Here is a 22,097-nt window from a genome sequence, read left to right as displayed (position 1 = left end):
CTTGAAGCTCATAACAGGCCGTATATACGAGTGCAGTTTTATCCTGTTCACATCGCGCAAAGCTGGTTAAAAACAAAGTAAAACTATGTCACTAAACAACTTGCGTAATGTGAGGTGTCCATATATGTGCTCGTAGCGGTTCTCAATTGGCCCTACAACATTGACGGAAGCAGCCTCCATCGTGGCGGGATTAGGTTAGGCTGGCGCGGAGCCAGGTGTTTTCGCAGGCTAGGTAGAAGCTGGAGCGATCGAGTTGGGTGGTATGGTTGCGGTAAGTGGCTTTGGCCCAGATGCCCATGGCCAGATCTGGGTGACCTTCATGGCTTAGCATGATTTTATCGCCGGCTTGGCTCCAACGTATTTCTTTGGTTTGAGTGTTAATGGAAGCACACACCACATCAAAAGCTGCGCGAATGCGGGAATGGCAGAGTTCGTTGTTAAGGCGCGTGAGAAGCAGATGCGGGTTACTTAAAAGTTGCAGATTACCCGATAGGCCACTGCGCAAAATGGGATTAAATAAAGTTTTTAACACCAGCAACGCAACCACATCTTGCCCGGAAGTAGCTTGAGCCCGTGCTAATAGCATCACAACTTGACTATCGGATAACCGGTAATAATCAATCCAAACTTTTTCACCGTCGTTTAAGCCTAGTTCGTAATCCACCTTCACCCCACCGGTTTGTAGAAACTCATGCGGTGTAAGATCTTGCGCCAACCGCGCAATCATGGATTGATCATGAAATAGAACATCGAGATGATCTTCTAACTCCCAGCGCTCTTGTTCGTAGTTGATCTCTAAATCTTTCCGGGTGAGGCAATTTTCAATCGCAAACTCAAGCACATCTAATTGTTGAACCGGTTTCACTAAATAATCAACAGCGCCAAGGCGAACGGCGGCACGAATATCACTTAGATCATCAGATGCAGAAATAACAATCACCGGCATTGCTTCAGGGGATTTGAGGATATCTTCAAGGATACTTAGCCCGGAAACATCGGGCAATTCAAGATCGCAGAGCACCACGTTGGGCTTAACTTTTGCGAGGATTTCTTTTGCTTCTTTGCCAGTGCCCGCGCTGAACACATCAAAGCCTCGATCGAGCAAATAATTGCTGAGCAAGGATGAGTAAATTGCATCATCTTCGATTATGAGCACTCTTCGACTCACAAGTCTCTCTCCAATGAATACAGCTCCAAAAAATACGGCTTCAATTCATACACCTCTTGCTTACATAGAGTATTTAGGATTGTTCACAATCCCAAATTCGTCAACTCCTTTACCGAATAATTTCGTTTACCCTGAGCTTTTAGCGTTAAGCAGCGATCACAATGTTTATATTAAGCTCTCGACCGATTCATTGTTCGTGTCATCACCCTGCTCGTCATCCCACTCTTCGTCCCATTCATCATCCCATTCGTCATCCCAGCCATCGAGATCATCATATTCATATTCGAGCGGTGGGTTGCCATCATAAACTTTATCGCGCCAATAGGAATAATATGCCTCGCGCACGAAGGAGTATTCGTCGATGCTATTTTCAAGCATGGGTTCGAGTTCACGCAATTCAATGCGGTGTTCAAGACCACGTATGGTGAAATTTGCCACTGTCATCGGTAAGCTGAATATCTGTGCTATCCAAACCAGATCATCAACCGCATCACCGCCGCGGTCAATCACCACCGTAGGCCCTATGCCCGGAAGCATAATGAAAGGGCCATCTGGCACACCGTAAACTGCGAGCGTTTCACCGAAGCTTTCTTTCTCTTGAGTAACGCCCATTTTTGTTGCTACATCAAAAAAGCCAAACACACCAAAGGTAGTATTCATCACAAATCGGCCCGCACTAATTGCTGCCGCTTTCGGTTTCCGTTGCAGAAGATTATTAACTATCGATGCCGGCTCAGTGATGTTCTCCGTTACGTTATAAAGCCCTCGGCGCACCGGCTTCGGTGTTTTGCTATATGCTGAAGCGGCTGGCGAAACAAGATAGGGATCGATAATTTCTCGGGTAAGCTCCCAAGATGTTCGATTTAGCTCTTCAAAGGGATCGCGTGAATCCGAATAATCGAACTCATTTTCCTGCACCGGCGCTGTTTCATTCGCTGTTGGTGTTGCGCTTTCTTCTGCTTCTGGCGTTTGCGAACAGGCAACCATGGAAATCATGGTTGCTGCTAAAATCACCCATCTAAAACGGTTTAAAAATCCTTTCTTCACGGTATCATCTCAGTTATTACTATCCGCATTTGCAAGCCCGATTCCTTCTCAACTAACACGGGCCGCGCTTCCATATCACCACTCCGGCGATCCATGGTATCACCCGTAGTTACGCGCGCTTGCACTAACCAGCTCACCGCTGATGATAGATTTACACCATCAAGCATAGCATCTCCATCGGTTAAAGTGATGGTGACCGGGAAATCGGTAACCCGTTGGCGTCTTACCGCAATGGGTGCTGCATCACCGTCTGGGTCGCGAACGAACAAGAATAAATTGTTCACGGGCGAGAGCTCATTACGCATTGTTTCACTGATATCAACCGTAACGGTTAACGTCATCACACTACCGTCCGCGCGTTGCCGCGCGTCGGCTAGCGAAGATTCTATTGAGCTGTAGCGTGGATCGTTTTCATCCATAACCATCAAAGCCATTTCCCAAGCTTGCGCCGCACGTTCAAATTGCGCACGTTCAAAGTTTACTATACCCAGTAAACCTAATGCTTCAGGATTCTGTGCATTTTCTTGCAGTACATTACCCAAAAAGCGCGCCGCTCGATTCAACTCTTGATCGGTACCAGACACGATTAAGGCTTGGCTATACGACATCAGGTTACTGTAATTATTCGGCTCTAACTCATATGATTTCTCAAATGCACCTAACGCTTGCTCTAATTGCTCAAGCTGCATCATCATGCGCCCATACAAACTCCAAGCATTGGCATCAGGGTTGTCCATCAAACGTTGCCGCAATCCCAGTGAATAGGTCCACATTTCATCACGAGTTTGCGGTGCAGCGTCCATGTCGCCAAGCAACCATTCACTTAATTTCGGTAATACTTCTTGCGCTTGATCCGAGCGCTGTTGCTGCTGCCAAGAGCCATCATAAACATAAATACCCACAGCCAAAACGGCAATCAAAATCGAGGGTATGATAAAGCCAACCGGCTTTATCGCAACATTTGCATCAGGATCGTGTACATCGGTAACAAAAGTTTTCTTCAATTCCCGTTGCGCCGTTGCTAATTCTTTTTCAGAAATTAAGCCTTGGCCTAAATCTTCTTCAAGCTCCAGCAATCGGCTCTCGTAAATTTCTTTGTTAGCTTGTTCTAATGTCCAGCTTTCCCAGATTTGCCGGCGCGCTAACCAAAGCATCAAAATAGCAAGTATCAATAACAGGGCGATCATCAGGTACCACATTAGTTATCGCGCTCCTCTGGTTTTGCGGGGTTTTCTGTATTCGAAAAAATATCATTCATTCGAGCTTCTTCCTCAGGCGTGAGTTCAGCCGATGCGTTGCGTTGTTGCCGCACGTTGAACCAAACTGCCAGAGCGCCAATTAGGATAACCCCAAGTGGTGCTAACCAAAGCACTAAGGTGCTGCTATTAACCGGGGGCCGATAATGCACAAAGTCACCATAACGCACCTTCATGAAATCAATGATCTCGGCGTTACTTTTCCCTTCCATAATCATCTGATACACGCGTTCGCGCATATCTTGCGCCAATGGCGCGTCAGAATCAGCGATGGTTTGGTTTTGGCACTTCGGGCACCGCAGTTCACCGGCTAGTGTATTAAATTGGCGCTCTTGGGCGGCTGTTTCGAATTCGTAAAATTCATTGCTGGCAATAGCCGTAGCCCCTACCACCGCCGTAAATAGCACAAGAAGAAAGCCAATATGATTAAATTTCGCTAAGATTCGGCTATTCATTGCACTAGCTCCAAACGATGCTCAGGTATATCGAGGCCAGATTCTTGCATTGCTCGATAGTACACAGGCCCCACCTCCGTGCGCCAAACTCGCTCATTTAAATCGCCTACATGGCGGTAGCGAATAATACCATCAGCATCTACCACAAAGGTTTCAGGTGCGCCATAAACCCCTAAATCTAAGGCTAACAGGCCCGTGAAATCGAATAAGTTTATTTGGTAGGGGTCGCCCAAATCCTGCAACCAACGCACAGCGGCACCGCGAGAATCATCTTTATAGTTTAAGCCGATGATATAAACATCTTCTTCCGCTAATAATTGATTCAAGAAAGTATGCTCCGCATAACAGGTGGGGCACCAAGTGGCCCACACGTTTATAAGCATAGGCCGGCCACCCACAATGCTTTCATCGTGGTTTACATCCGGTTGATATAAATCTGGAAGCTCAAAACTTGGTACTTCCCGACCAATCAACGCAGAATCTAACTTGGTTGGGTCGGAAAATAAGCCTTTGAACAGGAACACAGCCAACACCAAAAATAGTACCAATGGCGTGAGCAGTATTAAGGTTCTTGTGCGAACACTCATAAAGCCTCCGCTGCTGCTTGCTTACGTGCACGCTTCTCGTTCTTTCGACGTAAGCGATAACGTTTATCTGAAATCGAGAAAATACCACCAATGGACATCAAGATAGCTCCGGCCCAAATCCAGCGTACAAACGGCTTGATGTGGATGCGAACAGCCCAGCTGCCATCATCGAGTTCTTCACCGAGGGCAATATATAAATCTCGGAACGGATTCACCTGCAGCGCTGTTTGTGTTTGAATTTGCCGAGCCACGGTGTAGAAACGCTTCTCCGATACCACGGTATCTACTTCACGGCCATCTTCTCGGCTTATAACGAAGGTAGCACTCTCACTCGTGAAGTTCGGGCCTTGTCGATCTTCCATACTACGGAAATGGAATTGATAATTGCCCACCGTAGCTGTATCGCCTGCGCTCATGCGCACCGTGCGTTCAACTTCGTAGTTTTGCACCACCGCGATACCGATGATCATCACCGCGAAGCCCAGGTGACCAAGCACCATACCCCAGTGGCTGCGGCCCAATTTCACCAACGCAGGCCACTTATGCTCACGGCTAGCTACCCGAAGGCGAAGCTCTGCCGCCGTGGTAAACACAATCCAGAAAGCGAGAATTAAGCCTAATACCGCCAAGCCACTTACCACATCGGCGAAGATCCAAGGCAAGGCAAAGCCCAAGCCAACAGCGAGTGCAATTGCGAGTAATAAGCTTGAACGCAGCTCAGCAATTTTCTGCCGTTTCCAGCGTGTTAGCGGGCCAAAGCCGAGCAAAATAGCAAATGGAATAGTGAGCCACATAAATACTTCGTTGAAGAACGGCTCACCGATAGAAATATTACCTAGGCCGAGTTGCTGATGCACAAGCGGCAGCAAGGTGCCTACGAGCACAACCATAGTAGCGGTTACAAGGAGTAAATTGTTACCGAGCAATAGTACTTCGCGAGAAAATAAATCGTAGCGGCTATGGCTTTGTACTTTCGCTGCGCGAATGGCATAGAGCAACAGGGAACCGGCAATCACCACGCCAAGGAAGCCAAGGAGGAACATGCCGCGAGTTGGATCTGATGCAAATGCATGCACTGAAACCAATACACCGGAGCGCACTAGGAAAGTTCCCAACAAGCTCAAGCTGAAGGCTGAAATTGCGAGTAGCACGGTCCAAGATTTAAACGTTCCGCGTTTTTCGGTTACCGCCAGTGAGTGCATGAGTGCTGTACCGGCAAGCCACGGCAAGAAACTTGCGTTTTCAACCGGATCCCAGAACCACCAGCCTCCCCAGCCAAGTTCATAGTAGGCCCACCAACTGCCCACCATAATACCGAGCGTGAGGAACACCCAAGCGGCAATGGTCCAAGGACGCGACCAACGTGCCCAAGCGGAATCTAATCTGCCACCGAGCAATGCTGCAATCGCGAATGCGAACGCAACCGACATACCCACATACCCCATATAGAGCAGCGGTGGGTGAATAATCATGCCCGGATCTTGCAACAATGGATTCAAATCACGGCCATCAACCGGAATGAGTGGAATGGTGCGCTCGAACGGGTTGGAAGTGAGCAACATAAAGAGGTAGAAACCCACGCCAATCATGCCCATTACAGCTAATACTCGGGCGGCAAAAACTAAGGGTAAACGTTTTGAGAATACCGCAAGTGCCGCAGCCCAAGAAGCTTGCACCAGCATCCACAACAGGAACGACCCCTCATGTGAACCCCACACCGCGGTGAACCGATAAATCGCCGGTAACGCTGTATTTGAGTTATTGGCCACGTAGGCAATACTAAAATCGTTTACTAGGAAGCCCCAAACAAGGGCTATGAACGAAATTAGGGTAAAGAAAAACATACCATAGGTGAGCGGACGCGCGATGGCCATTTGGCCACCATGGCTGCGAGCCACACCAATTAATGGAATAACCGCCAATAACGCAGAAAATGCGAAGGCGAGTGCGAGTGCGAAATGGCCTACTTCACCGATCATAACCACCACCTGAGCTTTCTTCTGCTGCTTCGTTATTGTTATAACCCTGGTTATAACCCTGATTGTAATCGCTGCTATTGTTTTGCTGCGAAGGTGGTACGTGCTGAATGCCTTTTAATGCTTCAGCAAGCGCCGGCGGCATGTATTCTTCATCGTGTTTCGCTAACACTTCACTTGCCGCAATGCGATTAGCATCGGTTAAAATACCCTGAGCAACGATACCTTGGCCTTCTCGGAAGAGGTCCGGCAGAATACCCTCATATTCCACTGTGATTTCCGCTGGGCCCACATCGATTAAGTTGAACGACACCGTTAACCCCGAGCCTTCACGCCGAACCGAACCAGGCACAACCAAGCCTCCAACTCTTAAGCGTTGCCCCACTTCTGGCTTTATTTCTGCATCGCCTTTACCTTCAACAATCTCTGTCGGCGTGTAAAATAAATCTATATTTTGTGAGAGCGCATAGAGTACCAACCCGGTGGCGAACGCGGCGCCAACCAGGATACTACTGGTCATAATTAATCGCTTTTTACGTCTTGGATTCATTGTTTCTATCTCTCAGTTTTTTAAATTCGATTCTTTTTTGCGGCTCGAGCGCGCAAGATACGTTGCGCGCGAGCGGCTTGTTTACTGGCCTCTTTAGCGAGTTTTTTCCGGCGCCAAATTGATTCTAAGGCCAATAAACCGAAACAAAGAAAGGTTCCCGCGAACGAAGACCACACATAGATCCCGTAACCGCCCATTTGGATAAACGCTTGCCAACTATCAAACTGCATCGGCGCCTCCTTTCTTCTCTACGTTTTTTTTCTCCGCGTCATTGTGAGCTTTTGCGCTCGAATCAAGCGTGATACCAAGTTCGGCTAACGCCCAAGGACGATGAATTTCTCGGCGTAATATTTCGTTATTTAAGCGCATTAACACCAACACAATTGACACCAACAACATGGCTAAAATACTCACCAATAAGGGCCACAACATTTCAGGTGCGATACTTGGCGCTTCCAAGCGGGTAATTGCACGGGTTACCGTTGATTTTTGATGCAAGGTGTTCCACCAATATACTGAATAATGAATGATCGGGATATTAATCACACCTACAATGGCAAGAATACTCGCCGCTTTAGCACCCGCGCGCTCATCTTCAAACGCTACGTAAAGTGCCATTACGCCTAAATATAAAAACAATAGAATAAGCTGTGCTGTGAGCCGCGCATCCCATACCCACCAAGTGCCCCACATGGGTTGGCCCCAAATTGCACCAGTGAATAACGAGATAAAAGTAAGCACTGCGCCTACCGGAGCGATGGCTAGAATTGCCAGCTCTGCTGTGCGGATTTGCCACACCAAAGCAATCACTCCCATGATCGCCATCCCCACATAAAAACCCATGGCCCACATGGCTGAAGGCACGTGCACAAAGATAATACGGTAACTCTCACCTTGCTGATAATCCGGTGGTGCAAAGGCGAGGCCCCAAACTAAGCTAACCAGCACAAGAATAATGCCCGGAAGAGCAAACCAGGGTATGAGCTTTTGCGTTAGTGCAAAAGTTGCTTCGGGTTTTGCATAAGGGTGTAACCAACGCCACATATTAATTCACACTCACTCGTAAACCGGCTTTCACCGCAAAGGGGGCTAAGGTGATGCAGAGCACCATAAATGCGCCAATTAGCGCCAACGGCCCGGCAGGCGAAACACCTGCAACCGCGGCTTCGACAGCTGCTGTGGCAAAAATCAGCAGCGGGATCAGTAGGGGTAACAATAACAAACTCAACAATGCGCCACCTTTATTCAGGCTTACCGTTAGCGCTACACCAATTGCGCCTGCAGCACTTAATACGGGAGTTCCGAGGAAAAGGGTCAGCCATAATGTCCCCCAAGCTTGCAAGGGCAGATTCATTAAAAGCGCGAGCAACGGCGTAATTATGAGTACTGGTAGTGCCGTAAGTAGCCAATGCACTAAAATTTTCGCAAGCACACTGATTTCCACCGCCACGGGCAGCAGCAACATTTGCTCCAAAGCCCCATCGCGAAAATCATCGCGGAATAAGCGCTCGAGGCCAAGCATGCTGGAGAGTAACGCCGATACCCATATCACGCCGGGTGCAATACGCCCGAGAATATCGGGGCCAGGGCCAACGCCGAGTGGAAATAACGTAACTACAATAATGAGAAATATTAACGGATTTAATAAATCACTGCGTTGCCGCGAAGCAACCCGAATATCGCGTTTTACTAACTGTTTAAATACCTTAAAAGTACTCCCTTTATTTGCGGTTAACATCAATGCTGATACCTCAATGTGAGCGCTTTTACTTGGTAAAGTTCAGTAATTAGCTCTTGGTGTGAGGTAAGCACAATGGCACCGCCGGCGCTTAAATGTTCAGCAAAACGTGTATGCAGAAGCGCAATGCCCTCTACATCGAGGGCGGTGAAGGGTTCATCAAGAATCCATAACGGCGCTTGCGTGAGCCACAGCCGCGCCAATGCAATTCGCCGTTGCTGCCCCGCCGATAAGCCTTGAGCAGGAATATCTTCTAAACCAACGAGGCCAACTTTAGCTAATATTTCATAGGGCGGTTCGTGCAGTTCAACGCCCTGTACCGCGGCATAGAACTCTAAATTTTCAATGGCGGTGAGCTCAGCTTTTACACCGGCTTTATGGCCGATAAATAAGAGGTTTTGATAGAAGGTTTCACGATCTTCCGCAATGGGGTTTTGTTGAAACGCCACAGAGCCCGCTTGTGGCGTGAGCAAGCCAGCCAAGATACGTAACAAACTCGATTTACCCGCACCATTCGGGCCCACGATTTGCCAGATTTCGCCTGCGTGCACACTGAGCTGCAAATCGCTAAATAGCATTCGCTCGCCGCGTATCGACATTAATTCGTTCGCTTCTAAAAGCACCGCCACAGCTACCTTCTTACCTTCCGATAAATTGTGCGCATATTAACACAAAACCCTGTTTGCAAGCGATACTTTCAGGTGCTAATCAGCCTGAAGCAATGTTTAATTAGTGTTCTCTTTAGTTTACCTTTTCGCTGGTACCCAAGTGCGCTCACATCAACATGTGCTCGCGCATAAAATTATTTAGCTAAATACCAACCAAACTCTTCTGGGCTGTAGGTTGATGCTGCAACTTGCCAAAAGTGAACACCACCTTGATTTTCTACCCACCATTGGCGGCCATCTGCTAATTGGCCTTGGGCATATCCGGAGGCAGCGGTTTGCCGCTCGGCTAACCAAATTTGTAGGTTTACATCTTCCCGGTAGAGCTGCGCCACGCGCTGATCTAGATGAGCAGAATGGGCCAATAAATTGGCAGCGGCGGGCAAGCTGATGCTCAGAATTAAAATACACAGCATCACTTCAGGAAGAGTAAAACCTAAAGCTCGATGAGTACCCACAATCATGGCCCTCCTTCTTTTGGTAACCAAAATCGTTCGTTGCTTGGTCCTCGATACAGCCAGTAACTTTTCTGTAGGCGTAACCGCTGGCTTAGCTGTTGCACCTCAATTTTTAGCAACCAGCACTGCGCCGTTGCAGTTGCGCTGCCAGTAACCTTAGTGGGCGTAACCGGTAATTCTGGCAATAACTCACAATCGACCGGGCTTTGCTGCGCTCGAGCACTTAAATCAGAGGTGAAATTTAAGTTTTCATAAATGGGCACACCTTGTTCAAATTGCGCATACGCATAAGCAAGAGCACTATCTTGCGCACGCCACGCTCGAGCTAGGTGAATATCGGTTTGGCTCAAACGCAAGTTCAACAGGCCTTCCTCTATGCTATCGAGCAAAATTGCTGTGGTTAAATTGAGTAGAATTAAGATTAAGGCAATCATGAGGAGAATTGCTCTAAATACCATTGATAGCACCAATTCAAAGGCGCGTTGTTACCATATTGATGGTTACTCGCCTTACCCGATTGGCCACTAATGCAAAGTTGGAAGTGAGCATCGGCTAATTCTGTAAAGGTAAAATCATGCACTTTATAGCCCTTAGCATCGTGTAGCCCCAGCCAACCATTCCCATTGCAATCACCATCGTTCGGCTTCCACTGCAATTGTTTGTTACGCAAGCGCACACCTTTATTGGCAAACATTAAACAGTGGCTATTCGCCTGCCACTGCCAACTCGCCTGTTGCATTTGCTCAGCACGAATTTCCCGAACCAACCAATGCCCCAAGCTATAAAAACTTTGCACTTCTCGCACTTGCGTTTGCCCCTGCCACGCTTTTGTCCAGAAATGGCTATGAGTACTTAAACCGGCATACAGAATTGGCCCGCTGAGTGCCAAAACTAGAATCAACTCGAGTAAGGTGAAGCCACATTGCTGATGCCAAACCGGCTTTTCTCTATTTACTCTGAACAAAGGGCGCTTTCTTTGATCATAGCAGGCGCTAATCGGAGCACTTGTGGTTTTATTGCTCAACATGCCGCAAACCTATGGCTTTTTTTACCGCTGATACAAACGCGCACGCGCCCCAAGGTTGAAATGATCACGCGAACAGTTTGCTCGCTTAGCATTTTATGGCTCAGCTGAAAGCGCCCAGCGCTGAACCCCGCCATGCCATTCCCAGCACTGAAGCGAACGGCAGGAACTGGGCTAAAATTTGTGCTTAGTAACAGCGAATCATGGGGAAGCCGAAACAAATTAACCCCCTTTTCAGGTGTGTTGGCAGGTGTGTTGGCAGGTGTGCTCGCGGCAGAGCTATCAGCAACACATGTGTGGGGTTGGTTTTCAGTTTGCCAGTAGCACAGCTCACCGGCTTGGCTTAGGCCGAACCATTGATCTTGGCCAAGGCTTATCGCTTGTATGCGGGCATCGCGGATGGCGGCATAAAGTTGCTCACCACCAGCATAAAGTTGCTGCTGCCAAAAGTATTTTTGCATTGCTGGCCACCCCATCGCACCAAGAACAACTAGCATGATAGTGATCAACATAACTTCAATAAGGGAAAACCCTGAGGTAATAATTCGTGCCATACACTGATGCTCTTTTTTCTTTCATTACATTCAGTGTGTTCGCCGAGCACAGAATTGCTATTACACTGCGCGCTGGCTTACAAAAAATTGAAGATTACAACCGCGATCAAAAAAGCCGAAGCTTGGGCTTCGGCTTTTAACCAATAAAATAAGGTGCAAGAATGTTTTACACCTCTACTACGCGCAATTCTGGAGGAATTGAGAAGGTAATATTCTCTTCGCGGCCAGAACGTTCCTCGACTTCAGTTTCACCGCCATATTCTTGTAGCCATTTCACTACATCTTTCACCAATACTTCGGGTGCCGAAGCGCCAGCAGTTACACCTACCGTTTTCGCATCTGCAAGCCATGAGGCATCTATGCAGCTGGCATCGTCAATTAAATAGGCTCGCGTGCCGATTTTCTCAGAGAGCTCAGCTAAGCGATTTGAGTTTGAGCTATTTCTCGCGCCTACCACTAACAAAACATCAACCTCGCCGGCGAGTTCACGCACAGCATCTTGCCGATTTTGCGTGGCATAGCAAATATCATCTTTACGCGGGCCATGAATATTCGGAAAGCGAGCGCGCAGAGCATCAATAATATCCGCTGTATCATCCACCGATAAAGTGGTTTGGCTCATATAATGCAGTTCATCGGGGTTTTTAACCTGTAACTTCGCCACATCAGCTACCGATTCCACCAAATAAATACCGCCCTCAGCACTGCTATATTGGCCCATGGTTCCCTCTACTTCTGGGTGTCCGGCATGGCCAATTAGCACGCACTCATGGCTCCGGCGGCTCGCGCGGGTAACTTCCATATGCACCTTAGTTACTAACGGGCAGGTTGCATCAAAAACTTTCAAACCACGGGCAGTGGCGGTGTCGCGCACAGCTCGCGATACGCCGTGGGCACTAAAAATAACAATGCTCTCATCAGGTACTTGATCTAATTCTTCTACAAACACTGCGCCGCGCTCACGTAAACCATCTACCACATGTTTGTTGTGCACCACTTCATGGCGCACATAAATAGGCGGCGAGAACATCGCTAAGGCTTGCTCTACAATAGTAATGGCGCGATCAACACCAGCACAAAAACCTCGTGGGTTCGCAAGAACAATTTTCATGGAGCCTCCACACTGAGCACTTCAACCGCGAAGGTTACCCGTTGCCCGGCTAAAGGATGATTAAAATCTACGGTTACCACATCGGGCGTTACTTCCCGAATGATGCCAGGAATTTCCCGACCATTGGGCTGGCTAAAGGAGATAATGGCCCCTACTTCAGCTGGCGTGTCGCCAGAAAAGCGAACCCGTTCGATGTGATAAATGTTTTCTGGCAATGGCTTACCAAAGGCATCTTCCGGCTCTAGGGTAAATTCTTCGTTATCACCGGCCTTTAAGCCTAACAAACAATCTTCAAAATTCTTCGTTAAGTTGCCATCACCGATAGTAAGGCGAGCAGGCTTCCCATGTACTTTTGTGCTATCCGCTGCGGAGCCATCTTCCAATTTAATGGAAAAGTGCAATACCACGTGGCTACCGGGGCCAATTAAAACCTTTTGCTCGCTCATAAATAACTACTCTTTATTTCTAAAACTTGCATTAATCTGCACGATGACCAAAAAAACCATCAAAAATAATGAAGCCAGCGCCAATCACAATACAGCTATCGGCCACATTGAAAGCCGGCCAGTGATAACTACCCACGTAAAAATCTAAAAAATCCACCACATAGCCATAACTGATACGATCAATTACGTTGCCTATGGCGCCCGCCACAATCAATGAAAAGCCGAGGTTAGCAGCCTTCATTGATTTTGGTTGCCGCCGCAACATCACTATTAAAACCACACTGATCACAATCGCAATGGTGGTAAAAAACCAACGTTGCCAACCACCTTGATCACTCAAAAAGCTAAATGCAGCGCCATAGTTGCGCACGTACACCAAATCGAAAAATGGCAGCACATTAATGCGGCTGAATAATGGCATATTTTGCAATACCAACCATTTTGTTGCTTGATCAGCGAAGATCATCAACAGAATCAGCCACCACCAACGCAACCCACTTTGTTGCCATTGCTTCGGCACTTGTATTTGCGGTGCGGCGGGCTTTGCCGCTTTACCCGCCGACATTAGGCAAACTCTCGTGTTTCGCCAGCGCCATCAACATTACTCACGCAGCGGCCGCATAGTTCCGGATGTTCGGCGTTACTGCCAACATCTGCGGTGTGATGCCAGCAACGGCCACATTTATTATGGCTGGTGCGCGCCACCGCCACTTTTAAGTTCGCTAAATCAGTGGTTCGTGCATCACCGGCGGTGGCTAGTGGTGCCAAAATCACGCTCGAAGTTAACAATACAAAGCGAAGTTCATTGCCCAACACCGATAAGGCCTGCTCAAGTGTTTCATCAACATACAAGGTAACTTCGGCTTGCAAGGCACCGCCAATCACATCATCACGGCGCGCTTGTTCTAAGGCACCGTTCACCGCATCGCGCACTTCGAGTAACTGCTGCCACTGTGCATCACTGATTTTACCTTGGGTTTGCGCCGGCCAATCGCCATACCACTCAGCAGTAAATACGTATTTCTCACGATTACCGTTTACCGGAGCGGGCATTAACTCCCAAAGTTCCTGCGCGGTGAAGCTACAGATCGGTGCAATCCAACGTACTAGTGCTTCAACAATATGCCATAACGCCGTTTGGCATGAGCGCTGCGCAACGCTATCGGCTTTCGCTGTATATTGCCGATCTTTAATAATATCTAAGTAAAAACTGCCAAGCTCAATGGAGCAAAAATGCATTAATTTCTGCACCACTGCCAAGAATTGGTAATTATCATAAGCATCGCGAATCTCACTTTGCAATGCTTGCGCGCGCGCTACGATCCAACGATCGAGTTCAACCATCTCAGCTACTGGCACTTGATGTTCAGCCGGATTGAAACCCTTTATGTTCGCCAACAAGAAGCGTGCAGTGTTTCGAATACGCCGATAGGCATCGGCAGAGCGTTTCAGAATTTCATCGGAAACTGTCATCTCCGCGGTGTAATCGTTACTCGCCACCCATAAGCGCAAAATATCACCGCCAAGCTTATTCATAACATCTTGTGGCGATACCACGTTACCCAGCGATTTCGACATCTTGCGGCCATGCTGATCAACGGTGAAACCGTGAGTAAGCACTTGCTTATAAGGCGCTTTACCGCGGGTAGCCACACCTGTAAGCAAAGATGATTGGAACCAACCGCGATGTTGATCCGAGCCCTCAAGATACAAATCTGCAGGCCATTGCAGGTTTTCATCCTGACCCAACACACAATGGTGAGTTACCCCAGAATCAAACCATACATCTAAGGTATCGGTTAATTTACGATAATGCTTGGCCTCTTCGCCGAGTAGCTCGCTGGCGTCTAAATCGAACCACGCTTGAATACCTGCTGCCTCTACTTTCTTGGCTACTTGCTCCAACAACTCAAGTGATTTTGGGTGCGGCTCCGCAGTTTCAGTGTGAATAAACAGCGTTAATGGCACACCCCACGTGCGTTGGCGAGAAATACACCAATCTGGGCGGCCATCGATCATGCCAGCAATACGGTTTTCACCCCATTCCGGCACCCAACGTACTTGCTTAATTTCGCTTAATGCTTGCGCACGCAACCCTTGTTTTTCCATGCTAATGAACCACTGAGGAGTAGCACGGAAAATAATGGGCGTTTTGTGGCGCCAGCAATGCGGATAACTATGTTCAAAGCTTTCGTGGTGCATTAATGTGCCAGCGTTGCGCAGCGCATCAACAATAACTGGGTTTGCTTTGAATACGTGTTGGCCGGCGAACAAAGGCGTATCTTCTTTATACACACCGTGATCATTAACTGGGTTATACACTTCAAGGTTGTATTGGAGGCCAACGTTAAAATCGTCAACACCATGGCCGGGTGCTGTATGCACACAGCCTGTACCTGATTCGGTAGTAACGTGATCACCTAAGATCACCGGTACTTCACGGTCATAAAGAGGATGCTTCATGGCTACCAGCTCTAACGCTTTACCGGTACAGAAACCGAGTTTGTGGTATTTGCTGATACCGTAACGTTCCATGGCTTCGGTTACTAAATCTGTAGCTAAAATCAAACGCTCTGGCTTATCGCCTTCAACTTGCACCAACGCATATTCAATGGTGGGTTCCAGCGTTACCGCTTGGCTCGCTGGAATGGTCCAGGGTGTGGTTGTCCAGATCAGTAAGCTTATCGGCCCTTGGCCTGAGTGCCCTTCCGGATGCGCGAATAAATCGGCAACCTTATCGGTATCGACAATCGGGAAACGCACATCAATCGCGGGGGACGCTTTATCTTTGTATTCAACTTCCGCTTCCGCCAAAGCTGAACCACAATCGGTACACCAGTGCACCGGTTTAAAGCCTTGCTGCAAGTGGCCGCGTTCGATAATAGAACCGAGCGCTCGAATGATGTTCGCCTCTTGCGCAAAGTTCATGGTTAAATATGGGTTATCCCAATCACCAAATACACCTAAGCGCTTGAAATCTTCGCGCTGGCCATCGATTTGCGTGAGCGCGAATTCACGGCACTTCTGCCGGAACTCGGCATCGCTGAGCTTCTTACCGGGCTTGCCGTATTTCTTCTCGACCACTAACTCAATAGGTAACCCATGGCAATCCCAACCGGGAACATAAGGTGAATCAAAGCCGCTTAAGGTTTTTGATTTCACAACCATATCTTTAATGATTTTATTCACCGCATGGCCAATGTGAATCGAGCCGTTCGCATAGGGAGGGCCATCATGCAAAATGAATTTCTCACGGCCTGCGCGCGCTTCACGAATTTTTCCGTAAAGATCATCTTGATACCAGTTTTTTAGCATTTCCGGCTCGCGCTGGGCTAAGTTGCCGCGCATTGGGAAGGCCGTGTCCGGAAGGTTTAAGGTATGCTTATAATCACTCATGCGGTCAGGTCCACTCTTCGGTTACATCATTCTTTATTAAATGGGTTGCGTTCGCGGCTAAATAAGCGCGCGCAGCTTCTGCATCTTGCTGTATTTGTTTTTCTAACTCAGGGAACGAGTTAAATTTGTGCTCATCTCGTAACCACGCTAATGGTGTCACGGTAAGCGCCTTGCCGTAAAGATCCGGAAGCTCGTTAGAAGGCTGAAAATCGAATAAATGCACTTCTAGTAATTCACGGTCACCGTTTACGGTAGGTTTACGGCCAATATTGGCCACGCCGCCATAGGTTTTGCCAGCAACGGTTGTGGTTACCGCAAACACACCTTTAAGTGGCGATTGCTGCCGCTGCAAGGCTATATTTGCCGTTGGGAAGCTAATCGTGCGGCCACGTTTGGCGCCGTGGCGAACTCTGCCCGTGAACGAAAACGGCCGCCCTAGCATTCGCTCGGCAGCGGCAAAATCAGCACTGGCTAACGCATTTCGAATCGCTGTACTGGAAACACGAATATCTTCGGTGCGATAGCTTTTGGTATCAATGACGCTAAAGCCTAAACGTTTGCCAGCTTCCTGTAACAAATTAAAATCACCCGTGCGGCCTTGACCAAAACGAAAATCATCGCCTACCACAAGTAATTTCACACCCAATTGTGCAACCAGAACCTGATCAATAAACTCTTCTGCCGTTAAATTGGCAAAGCGTTGGTTAAATTGAGTGAGTAGCATTCTATCCATACCGCAATGGCGAAACATTTGCCACTTATCTTGCCAGCGGCTCAGGCGCGCCGGCGCACGGTGCGGGGCAAAGAGTTCGAGCGGTTGCGGCTCAAAAATCATTACCACTGCGGGCACGTGTAAACGCTCGGCTTGTTCACGCACGCGCGCCAAAACCGCTTGATGGCCCAAGTGGACGCCATCAAAGTTGCCGATTGTAAGCACGCATCCACGATGCCGCGCTGCGATGTTATGTAAGCCACGAATTAATTCCATAGACGCGCGATTATACGCTAAAGAGAAGCAAGCTGCATCGCTTGAATGAAGATTTTCGAGATTGGATTTTACGAAAAACTAAGCGCCAAAGCACGGTTACTCGATACAGACAAATAACGGGTATTTTTCATTGTTCTTTAACTTCTAGCGTTTTCTCTAGTTCGAGCAGCCACAGGGCCTGTTCCGAATTTAGAGATGTCAGCGCCTGCAAATATTGAATTTGTTCAACTAACGGTTCGGTTGGTGCACCCGTGTTTTTACTCTGTGCCAGGCGCGCAGCTGTTGCTTCAATCAACGAATCTAGTTGCTCGCCTGGAAGTTGATTCTGTTCTGCAAGATGCCTAAAAAGCGCCATGTTTCTGAAGTGAAATGCAAGCTCAGTAATTTCCCAAATGCTCTTATGGTCATACTTGGCGTGTTGAATCAAAATATCTGCGTTAGCGTTATTCTCTTTGGCAATAATATAGTTCCACCCTTCTAATGATGGGTCGATGTATGCGCCATGATCAATAAATGCTTGTATGTGCTCATTGGTTGCCTCTCCAGTAACGAGCGCTGCAAATAAAGGCGTGTAATGTTCTGAGCCGTTCGGATGATCATCTCTTAGTATTTCATTTACATCAATTAAGTTTCTCTCCACTAATGCGAGCAATATATCGGGCGTAAAGTTACCCGTTTCAATTAATCTGCGCATTAAATCGGTTTTACTCAGACCGCGAAATAGCTCTAAATCAATGTTGTTTTCTATGATATTACTGTTGTTTGCTGGATCTGAATTAGCAAATTCTAGAGATTGCATACTAGTATCATTCGCAATATCACTTTCTGAGGATTTGATCTCGTTTGGAGTCAGGCTATGAAAATCTGGGCTATAGCCGCTGAAAAAAATAGATTTCCCAACAATGATAATCAGCAACAACGAGAGTAATACCTTGAATCCTCGATACACTACTTTTCTCCGAAACTTGCCTTAAAATTAAAAGTCTAAAAAATATAGCCTATAGAATAACTACCTGTTGGAGAGCTATAAACTAATAGTGCTGCATCATTAATTTCTTGCTGGTCAAGTCTGCAAGACAGCTCGCTTTTTGCCGGAACCGAAGCAGTAGTACATTCATTGGCATTATAGTGATAGCCACCTGCATCAAGACCATATTGTTCTTGATAAAAGCACCTTATTTTTTGATCGACTCTAAAAGACGCAATACCGAGAGTAAACTCTATCTCGGTAGGTATGTGTTCATCTGGCTTATGTGTTAATACAACCGAGGAAGATGTATCGCCACCGTTGGGGCATGCAGCTGAGGCAGAGCCTGATGCCAAAATTGCAAACGATGATGCGATAAATAATATTCGAGTGGCAACATTTACTTTCATAAAAGTTTTCCTTTTTTTGATCTTGCTTTGAGAATAGCAACAATTCTCATTTCGATCAACGTCGTTAAATCGAGTATAATTAAGAGCTATTCGCAATTTCCCTATACTAAGCAAATAAAACTAGCCGCGAACGAAACTATTCAGAATGAAGTTAATGCTACAGAATTAACGTCCCTTAAGATGCCGGGGCCTGCCGCCGAACAAAACCCAGCTGGCAAGAAATGCAGCGCCGCCGGCGAGAATTAAACCGCTAAGCCACAGGGCACGTTCCGAAAAGCCCGCAGCAACCCAGGCGCTGCGGCTTGGATCGAGCCATAGTAACAATGCAATCATTACCACCGTTGCCAGTGCCACTTGCAGCAAGAACCGCCGCGTAGCCGGAGCAAGGGCCAGCACCCCTTCGCGATAGAGCACAAAGCCCAACATAAAGGCATTCAAGGTGCCCGATAATGCTGTAGCTAACGCTAGCCCAACAAAGCCAAATGGAATGGCTAAAATAATATTAAACACCATGTTTGCAGCCATAGCGATAATGCCGTACTTCACCGGGCGCTTGGTATCTTGACGAGAAAAAAACCCGGTAGCTAAAACCTTCACTAACATAAAGCTGAGCAAGCCAGTGGCGTACGCCATGAGCGCGAGCGAAGATTGATAAGCGGTATCGGGCGTAAACGAGCCACGTTCAAATAGCACGAGTAGCATTGGCTCGGCGAGAACAAATAGGCCCGCCATGGCCGGTAACCCAAGCATCACTACCATACGCACACCCCAATCAAGGGTGGTGCGGAAGTTTTCTAATGATTTATCCACATGGCGAGCTGATAACGCCGGCAAAATCACCGTAGCGATAGCGATACCAAAGAGGCCGAGCGGGAATTCGAGTAGGCGATCGGCGTAATACAACCAACTAATCGAACCTGTGATTAAAAAGCTGGCAATCACTGTATCCAGTAATAAGTTAATTTGGCTTACCGATACGCCAAACAAGGCCGGAATCATCAAGGTGCGGATTCTCACGACCCCCGGATCGCGCCAGCCCCATTTCGGCATCACTAATAGCCCGGCTTGCTTCAAAAACGGAATCTGAAATAAGAACTGCACGATGCCGCCGACGAAAACCCCAAGTGCTAAACCGATTTCTGGTTGTGCTAATTGCGGCGCTAACCAAATCGCTGCGGCAATAATGGATACGTTTAATAACACTGGCGTAAATGCAGCTACACCAAAACGCCCCAACACATTCAGGGCTGCGCCCGCTAATGCAGTGAGTGTTACAAAGAAAAGATAAGGGAAGGTGATGCGCAGTAAGAGGCTCGCCATTTCAAATTTTTCACCCTGCGGCCCGCCTTGTAGCCAATCTCGGAACCAACCCATACCAAAAATAGCAGCCACTACAGGTGAAAATATCACGGCAAGTAGAGTAACCCCGCCTACTAAGGTACCCAGTGTACCCGCCACCCGAGCGAGTAACAGGCGGGTTTCATCGAGTGATTTACCGCGATGATATTCCGTAAGAACCGGCACAAAGGCCTGCGCAAAAGCACCTTCAGCGAAAAGGCGGCGTAGAAAGTTCGGAATTTTATTGGCAAATAGGAACACATCAGCCGCAGCCCCCGCCCCCATTAGAGCAGCAATGGCCACATCCCGTACCAAGCCCAAAATACGTGAGAGCAGTGTCATGACGCTCACGATCATACCCGAACGCAACAATCGCGGTGCGGGCGGCGTACCGGGTGCGTTCTTAGTTTCAATTAACGATGCAGCAGGCGCTGATTGGTGCGAAGCATCACCTGAGTTATTTTCGTTCACAGGGCCGTAAATCCTTGTTGGCAGTTTTTTGTTTGCAAATATTTTTGGTCGCTTTTAGCTTGTACTCAAGGCCATAGCTTTCGCCCATATTAAGCAAAGATTAGCACGAGCTGAACCATGCGCGGAAGCAAAGGAATCGCAAAGTCAGTAGATTAGCGAAAATTTGCTAAATAGTGGTTGCGTAATGACACCTAAATCCGTAGTATGCGCGCACAATCTTTTATCGAATCCGTTGACTTTTAAACGCAAAAGAGGCATGATCCTCGGCCTTAAAAAGTCCGGCACAGTTTACGAATTATCAGGAGTTTAACCTTGGCTAACATCAAGTCTGCGAAAAAGCGCGCGGTTACAGCGGAAAAAAATCGTCGCCACAATGCCAGCCGTCGCTCAATGATGCGCACTTATCTTAAAAAAGTACAAGCAGCTATCGCTGCGGGTGACCAGGCTCAGGCACAGCAAACTTTCGCTGCACTTGTTCCGGTTATGGACCGTTACGCTGCTAAAGGCTTAATTCACAAAAATAAAGCTGCTCGTCATAAGAGCCGCTTATCTGCTCAAATCAAATCGTTAGCTGCATAAGTATCCCTTACGCACATAACCATTTTTGAGTTAGAACGAAAAAAACCGCCGCTGGCGGTTTTTTTGTTTTTGAATTTTGGTATCTGAATTCTTACTTGTGCTGTTTTATCTAAAATTCGCGCCGATAGGTTGATACTAATTCTGAAAATGTGTGCGGGAACTGATCTTTTGGTAGGCGTGAAAACGGATCATAGCCCAATCGCTCCTCTAATCGAGCAACCACAACAGCAAAACCGAGTGAATCTAAGCCACTTTCACTCAATACTGTGTTTTGCTCAATAACACCCAACTCTTCACGGCCGGTTTCTGCAGCAACTTCATCCATTACATCGCGGATTAAAGCTTCTAATTGATAGTCACGAATGGTCACAACGCCCTCTTCGGCTCACCTAGTAACGAATTTGTTATAGTTATGTTTAAATTATGGTGCAAGTATACTGGTTTCGTATATATTTGCAGCAAATTTAACTCAAAAAGCCGAGTTTATCCCCTAAACCTGCGAAACCCCCCTAATTTTCTACAAACCCCAAAAGCCGCAGTTTAAAAGCCGCCTCCAAGTATCGGCGCTTACCTCTGCTTACGCAGCGGTAAATCAAAGTGTTGCTCCAGCGGCTTTTAGTTCAAGCTCTCCATCAGGCTCGGCGATTCGCTACCGAGAGGGTTTGGCGAAAGTTTAACCGAATATCAAACCTAAACACTCGATCTTAAATAGCTGGCGTGAGTGGAGGTGAACTTAGGCATGCAGAAATGTCCGCGCCAAGGATGGCGCGGATCATAGCGTCACATGGATGATGGGATGGACACCTCGCTTTACACGGCGTCGTAATGCGCCATTATTGAAGTGATGTGTTCAATAATCTCAAACGAGGTGTCCACCCATGAAAGTTACAACAATTAGTATCGATTTGGCAAA

At 47.6% G+C, this 22,097-nt stretch carries 25 protein-coding genes; 1 reads left to right on the top strand and 24 read right to left on the bottom strand.

Features of this window, described 5'->3' with window-relative positions; translation table 11 throughout:
- Nucleotides 1-190 precede the first annotated feature (190 nt).
- The 23 genes from CWE08_RS11670 to murJ form a co-directional block, all read right to left on the bottom strand.
- The gene (locus CWE08_RS11670; RefSeq protein WP_157981256.1) at nucleotides 191-1,168 is read right to left on the bottom strand and encodes a response regulator; all 978 of its coding nucleotides are present in this window, start codon (nucleotides 1,166-1,168) and stop codon (nucleotides 191-193) included.
- Nucleotides 1,169-1,333: 165 nt separating this feature from the next.
- The gene (locus CWE08_RS11665) at nucleotides 1,334-2,215 is read right to left on the bottom strand and encodes an MlaA family lipoprotein (RefSeq protein WP_126768437.1); all 882 of its coding nucleotides are present in this window, start codon (nucleotides 2,213-2,215) and stop codon (nucleotides 1,334-1,336) included.
- Nucleotides 2,212-3,414 (bottom strand): c-type cytochrome biogenesis protein CcmI, encoded by a 1,203-nt coding sequence (ccmI, locus tag CWE08_RS11660; RefSeq protein WP_126768435.1) that lies wholly within the window; start codon nucleotides 3,412-3,414, stop codon nucleotides 2,212-2,214. Before ccmI ends, CWE08_RS11665 begins: the two co-directional genes overlap by 4 nt.
- Complete coding sequence (locus tag CWE08_RS11655; protein WP_126768434.1) at nucleotides 3,414-3,926, bottom strand: cytochrome c-type biogenesis protein; 513 nt, start codon at nucleotides 3,924-3,926, stop codon at nucleotides 3,414-3,416. Before CWE08_RS11655 ends, ccmI begins: the two co-directional genes overlap by 1 nt.
- On the bottom strand, nucleotides 3,923-4,513 hold the full coding sequence (locus CWE08_RS11650) for a DsbE family thiol:disulfide interchange protein (RefSeq protein ID WP_126768432.1): 591 nt from the start codon (nucleotides 4,511-4,513) through the stop codon (nucleotides 3,923-3,925). Before CWE08_RS11650 ends, CWE08_RS11655 begins: the two co-directional genes overlap by 4 nt.
- Nucleotides 4,510-6,492 carry a heme lyase CcmF/NrfE family subunit gene (locus CWE08_RS11645; protein WP_126768431.1) on the bottom strand — a complete coding sequence of 661 codons (1,983 nt, stop codon included), beginning with the start codon at nucleotides 6,490-6,492 and terminating at the stop codon, nucleotides 4,510-4,512. The genes CWE08_RS11650 and CWE08_RS11645 overlap by 4 nt, the downstream gene beginning before the upstream one ends.
- On the bottom strand, nucleotides 6,482-7,039 hold the full coding sequence (gene ccmE / locus CWE08_RS11640) for a cytochrome c maturation protein CcmE (protein ID WP_126768429.1): 558 nt from the start codon (nucleotides 7,037-7,039) through the stop codon (nucleotides 6,482-6,484). Before ccmE ends, CWE08_RS11645 begins: the two co-directional genes overlap by 11 nt.
- Before the next feature lie 20 nt (nucleotides 7,040-7,059).
- Entirely contained in the window at nucleotides 7,060-7,269 is a 210-nt protein-coding gene (gene ccmD / locus CWE08_RS11635; protein WP_126768428.1) for a heme exporter protein CcmD, read from the bottom strand.
- Complete coding sequence (locus tag CWE08_RS11630) at nucleotides 7,259-8,083, bottom strand: heme ABC transporter permease (protein WP_126768426.1); 825 nt, start codon at nucleotides 8,081-8,083, stop codon at nucleotides 7,259-7,261. The genes ccmD and CWE08_RS11630 overlap by 11 nt, the downstream gene beginning before the upstream one ends.
- A 1-nt stretch (nucleotide 8,084) precedes the next feature.
- Entirely contained in the window at nucleotides 8,085-8,777 is a 693-nt protein-coding gene (gene ccmB, locus CWE08_RS11625) for a heme exporter protein CcmB (protein WP_126768425.1), read from the bottom strand.
- Nucleotides 8,777-9,406, bottom strand: coding sequence for a cytochrome c biogenesis heme-transporting ATPase CcmA (ccmA, locus tag CWE08_RS11620; RefSeq protein ID WP_275540788.1), 630 nt, complete (start codon nucleotides 9,404-9,406; stop codon nucleotides 8,777-8,779). The genes ccmB and ccmA overlap by 1 nt, the downstream gene beginning before the upstream one ends.
- A 173-nt stretch (nucleotides 9,407-9,579) precedes the next feature.
- Complete coding sequence (locus tag CWE08_RS11615; protein WP_126768423.1) at nucleotides 9,580-9,906, bottom strand: prepilin-type N-terminal cleavage/methylation domain-containing protein; 327 nt, start codon at nucleotides 9,904-9,906, stop codon at nucleotides 9,580-9,582.
- Nucleotides 9,903-10,334 (bottom strand): hypothetical protein, encoded by a 432-nt coding sequence (locus CWE08_RS11610; protein WP_126768422.1) that lies wholly within the window; start codon nucleotides 10,332-10,334, stop codon nucleotides 9,903-9,905. The genes CWE08_RS11615 and CWE08_RS11610 overlap by 4 nt, the downstream gene beginning before the upstream one ends.
- Nucleotides 10,331-10,927 (bottom strand): prepilin-type N-terminal cleavage/methylation domain-containing protein, encoded by a 597-nt coding sequence (locus CWE08_RS11605; protein WP_126768420.1) that lies wholly within the window; start codon nucleotides 10,925-10,927, stop codon nucleotides 10,331-10,333. Before CWE08_RS11605 ends, CWE08_RS11610 begins: the two co-directional genes overlap by 4 nt.
- Nucleotides 10,921-11,478 (bottom strand): GspH/FimT family pseudopilin, encoded by a 558-nt coding sequence (locus CWE08_RS11600; RefSeq protein WP_126768418.1) that lies wholly within the window; start codon nucleotides 11,476-11,478, stop codon nucleotides 10,921-10,923. Before CWE08_RS11600 ends, CWE08_RS11605 begins: the two co-directional genes overlap by 7 nt.
- Nucleotides 11,479-11,644: 166 nt before the next feature.
- Entirely contained in the window at nucleotides 11,645-12,589 is a 945-nt protein-coding gene (ispH, locus tag CWE08_RS11595) for a 4-hydroxy-3-methylbut-2-enyl diphosphate reductase (protein WP_126768417.1), read from the bottom strand.
- The gene (gene fkpB, locus CWE08_RS11590; protein WP_126768415.1) at nucleotides 12,586-13,035 is read right to left on the bottom strand and encodes an FKBP-type peptidyl-prolyl cis-trans isomerase; all 450 of its coding nucleotides are present in this window, start codon (nucleotides 13,033-13,035) and stop codon (nucleotides 12,586-12,588) included. The genes ispH and fkpB overlap by 4 nt, the downstream gene beginning before the upstream one ends.
- Nucleotides 13,036-13,066: 31 nt before the next feature.
- Nucleotides 13,067-13,555, bottom strand: coding sequence for a signal peptidase II (lspA, locus tag CWE08_RS11585; protein WP_198677171.1), 489 nt, complete (start codon nucleotides 13,553-13,555; stop codon nucleotides 13,067-13,069).
- A 44-nt stretch (nucleotides 13,556-13,599) separates the two neighbouring features.
- The gene (gene ileS / locus CWE08_RS11580) at nucleotides 13,600-16,431 is read right to left on the bottom strand and encodes an isoleucine--tRNA ligase (RefSeq protein ID WP_126768412.1); all 2,832 of its coding nucleotides are present in this window, start codon (nucleotides 16,429-16,431) and stop codon (nucleotides 13,600-13,602) included.
- A 4-nt stretch (nucleotides 16,432-16,435) separates the two neighbouring features.
- Nucleotides 16,436-17,419 carry a bifunctional riboflavin kinase/FAD synthetase gene (gene ribF / locus CWE08_RS11575; protein WP_126768411.1) on the bottom strand — a complete coding sequence of 328 codons (984 nt, stop codon included), beginning with the start codon at nucleotides 17,417-17,419 and terminating at the stop codon, nucleotides 16,436-16,438.
- Nucleotides 17,420-17,546: 127 nt separating this feature from the next.
- Nucleotides 17,547-18,338 carry a hypothetical protein gene (locus CWE08_RS11570; protein WP_126768409.1) on the bottom strand — a complete coding sequence of 264 codons (792 nt, stop codon included), beginning with the start codon at nucleotides 18,336-18,338 and terminating at the stop codon, nucleotides 17,547-17,549.
- A 65-nt stretch (nucleotides 18,339-18,403) separates the two neighbouring features.
- On the bottom strand, nucleotides 18,404-18,796 hold the full coding sequence (locus tag CWE08_RS11565) for a hypothetical protein (RefSeq protein WP_126768408.1): 393 nt from the start codon (nucleotides 18,794-18,796) through the stop codon (nucleotides 18,404-18,406).
- 165 nt (nucleotides 18,797-18,961) lie between these two features.
- Nucleotides 18,962-20,491, bottom strand: coding sequence for a murein biosynthesis integral membrane protein MurJ (murJ, locus tag CWE08_RS11560; protein WP_126768440.1), 1,530 nt, complete (start codon nucleotides 20,489-20,491; stop codon nucleotides 18,962-18,964).
- 426 nt (nucleotides 20,492-20,917) lie between these two features.
- Here murJ and rpsT point away from each other — a divergent pair, with 426 nt between their 5' ends.
- Nucleotides 20,918-21,184: a 30S ribosomal protein S20 gene (rpsT, locus tag CWE08_RS11555; RefSeq protein WP_126768406.1), complete on the top strand. Its 267-nt coding sequence runs from the start codon at nucleotides 20,918-20,920 to the stop codon at nucleotides 21,182-21,184.
- A gap of 109 nt (nucleotides 21,185-21,293) precedes the next feature.
- Here rpsT and CWE08_RS11550 read toward each other — a convergent pair whose 3' ends face one another.
- Nucleotides 21,294-21,554 carry an acyl carrier protein gene (locus CWE08_RS11550; RefSeq protein WP_126768405.1) on the bottom strand — a complete coding sequence of 87 codons (261 nt, stop codon included), beginning with the start codon at nucleotides 21,552-21,554 and terminating at the stop codon, nucleotides 21,294-21,296.
- Between the last annotated feature and the right edge of the window lie 543 nt (nucleotides 21,555-22,097).

This window comes from Aliidiomarina iranensis, from assembly GCF_003987135.1.
GTDB classification, from domain to species: Bacteria; Pseudomonadota; Gammaproteobacteria; order Enterobacterales; family Alteromonadaceae; genus Aliidiomarina; species Aliidiomarina iranensis.
This window is presented reverse-complemented; position numbering and strand designations above follow the sequence as displayed.

Excerpts from the sequence above, each read along its gene's own strand:
- murJ (WP_126768440.1), bottom strand. The coding sequence starts at position 20,491 with ATGATCGTGAGCGTCATGACACTGCTCTCACGTATTTTGGGCTTGGTA.
- CWE08_RS11610 (WP_126768422.1), bottom strand. The coding sequence starts at position 10,334 with ATGATTGCCTTAATCTTAATTCTACTCAATTTAACCACAGCAATTTTG.
- ccmI (WP_126768435.1), bottom strand. The coding sequence starts at position 3,414 with ATGTGGTACCTGATGATCGCCCTGTTATTGATACTTGCTATTTTGATG.
- CWE08_RS11650 (WP_126768432.1), bottom strand. The coding sequence starts at position 4,513 with ATGAGTGTTCGCACAAGAACCTTAATACTGCTCACGCCATTGGTACTA.
- CWE08_RS11615 (WP_126768423.1), bottom strand. The coding sequence starts at position 9,906 with ATGATTGTGGGTACTCATCGAGCTTTAGGTTTTACTCTTCCTGAAGTG.
- ribF (WP_126768411.1), bottom strand. The coding sequence starts at position 17,419 with ATGGAATTAATTCGTGGCTTACATAACATCGCAGCGCGGCATCGTGGA.
- ileS (WP_126768412.1), bottom strand. The coding sequence starts at position 16,431 with ATGAGTGATTATAAGCATACCTTAAACCTTCCGGACACGGCCTTCCCA.
- ccmB (WP_126768425.1), bottom strand. The coding sequence starts at position 8,777 with ATGTTAACCGCAAATAAAGGGAGTACTTTTAAGGTATTTAAACAGTTA.
- fkpB (WP_126768415.1), bottom strand. The coding sequence starts at position 13,035 with ATGAGCGAGCAAAAGGTTTTAATTGGCCCCGGTAGCCACGTGGTATTG.
- ccmE (WP_126768429.1), bottom strand. The coding sequence starts at position 7,039 with ATGAATCCAAGACGTAAAAAGCGATTAATTATGACCAGTAGTATCCTG.
- CWE08_RS11600 (WP_126768418.1), bottom strand. The coding sequence starts at position 11,478 with ATGGCACGAATTATTACCTCAGGGTTTTCCCTTATTGAAGTTATGTTG.
- ispH (WP_126768417.1), bottom strand. The coding sequence starts at position 12,589 with ATGAAAATTGTTCTTGCGAACCCACGAGGTTTTTGTGCTGGTGTTGAT.
- ccmD (WP_126768428.1), bottom strand. The coding sequence starts at position 7,269 with ATGCAGTTTGATAGTTGGCAAGCGTTTATCCAAATGGGCGGTTACGGG.
- CWE08_RS11630 (WP_126768426.1), bottom strand. The coding sequence starts at position 8,083 with ATGTGGCGTTGGTTACACCCTTATGCAAAACCCGAAGCAACTTTTGCA.
- CWE08_RS11605 (WP_126768420.1), bottom strand. The coding sequence starts at position 10,927 with ATGTTGAGCAATAAAACCACAAGTGCTCCGATTAGCGCCTGCTATGAT.
- CWE08_RS11645 (WP_126768431.1), bottom strand. The coding sequence starts at position 6,492 with ATGATCGGTGAAGTAGGCCATTTCGCACTCGCACTCGCCTTCGCATTT.
- CWE08_RS11655 (WP_126768434.1), bottom strand. The coding sequence starts at position 3,926 with ATGAATAGCCGAATCTTAGCGAAATTTAATCATATTGGCTTTCTTCTT.
- CWE08_RS11565 (WP_126768408.1), bottom strand. The coding sequence starts at position 18,796 with ATGAAAGTAAATGTTGCCACTCGAATATTATTTATCGCATCATCGTTT.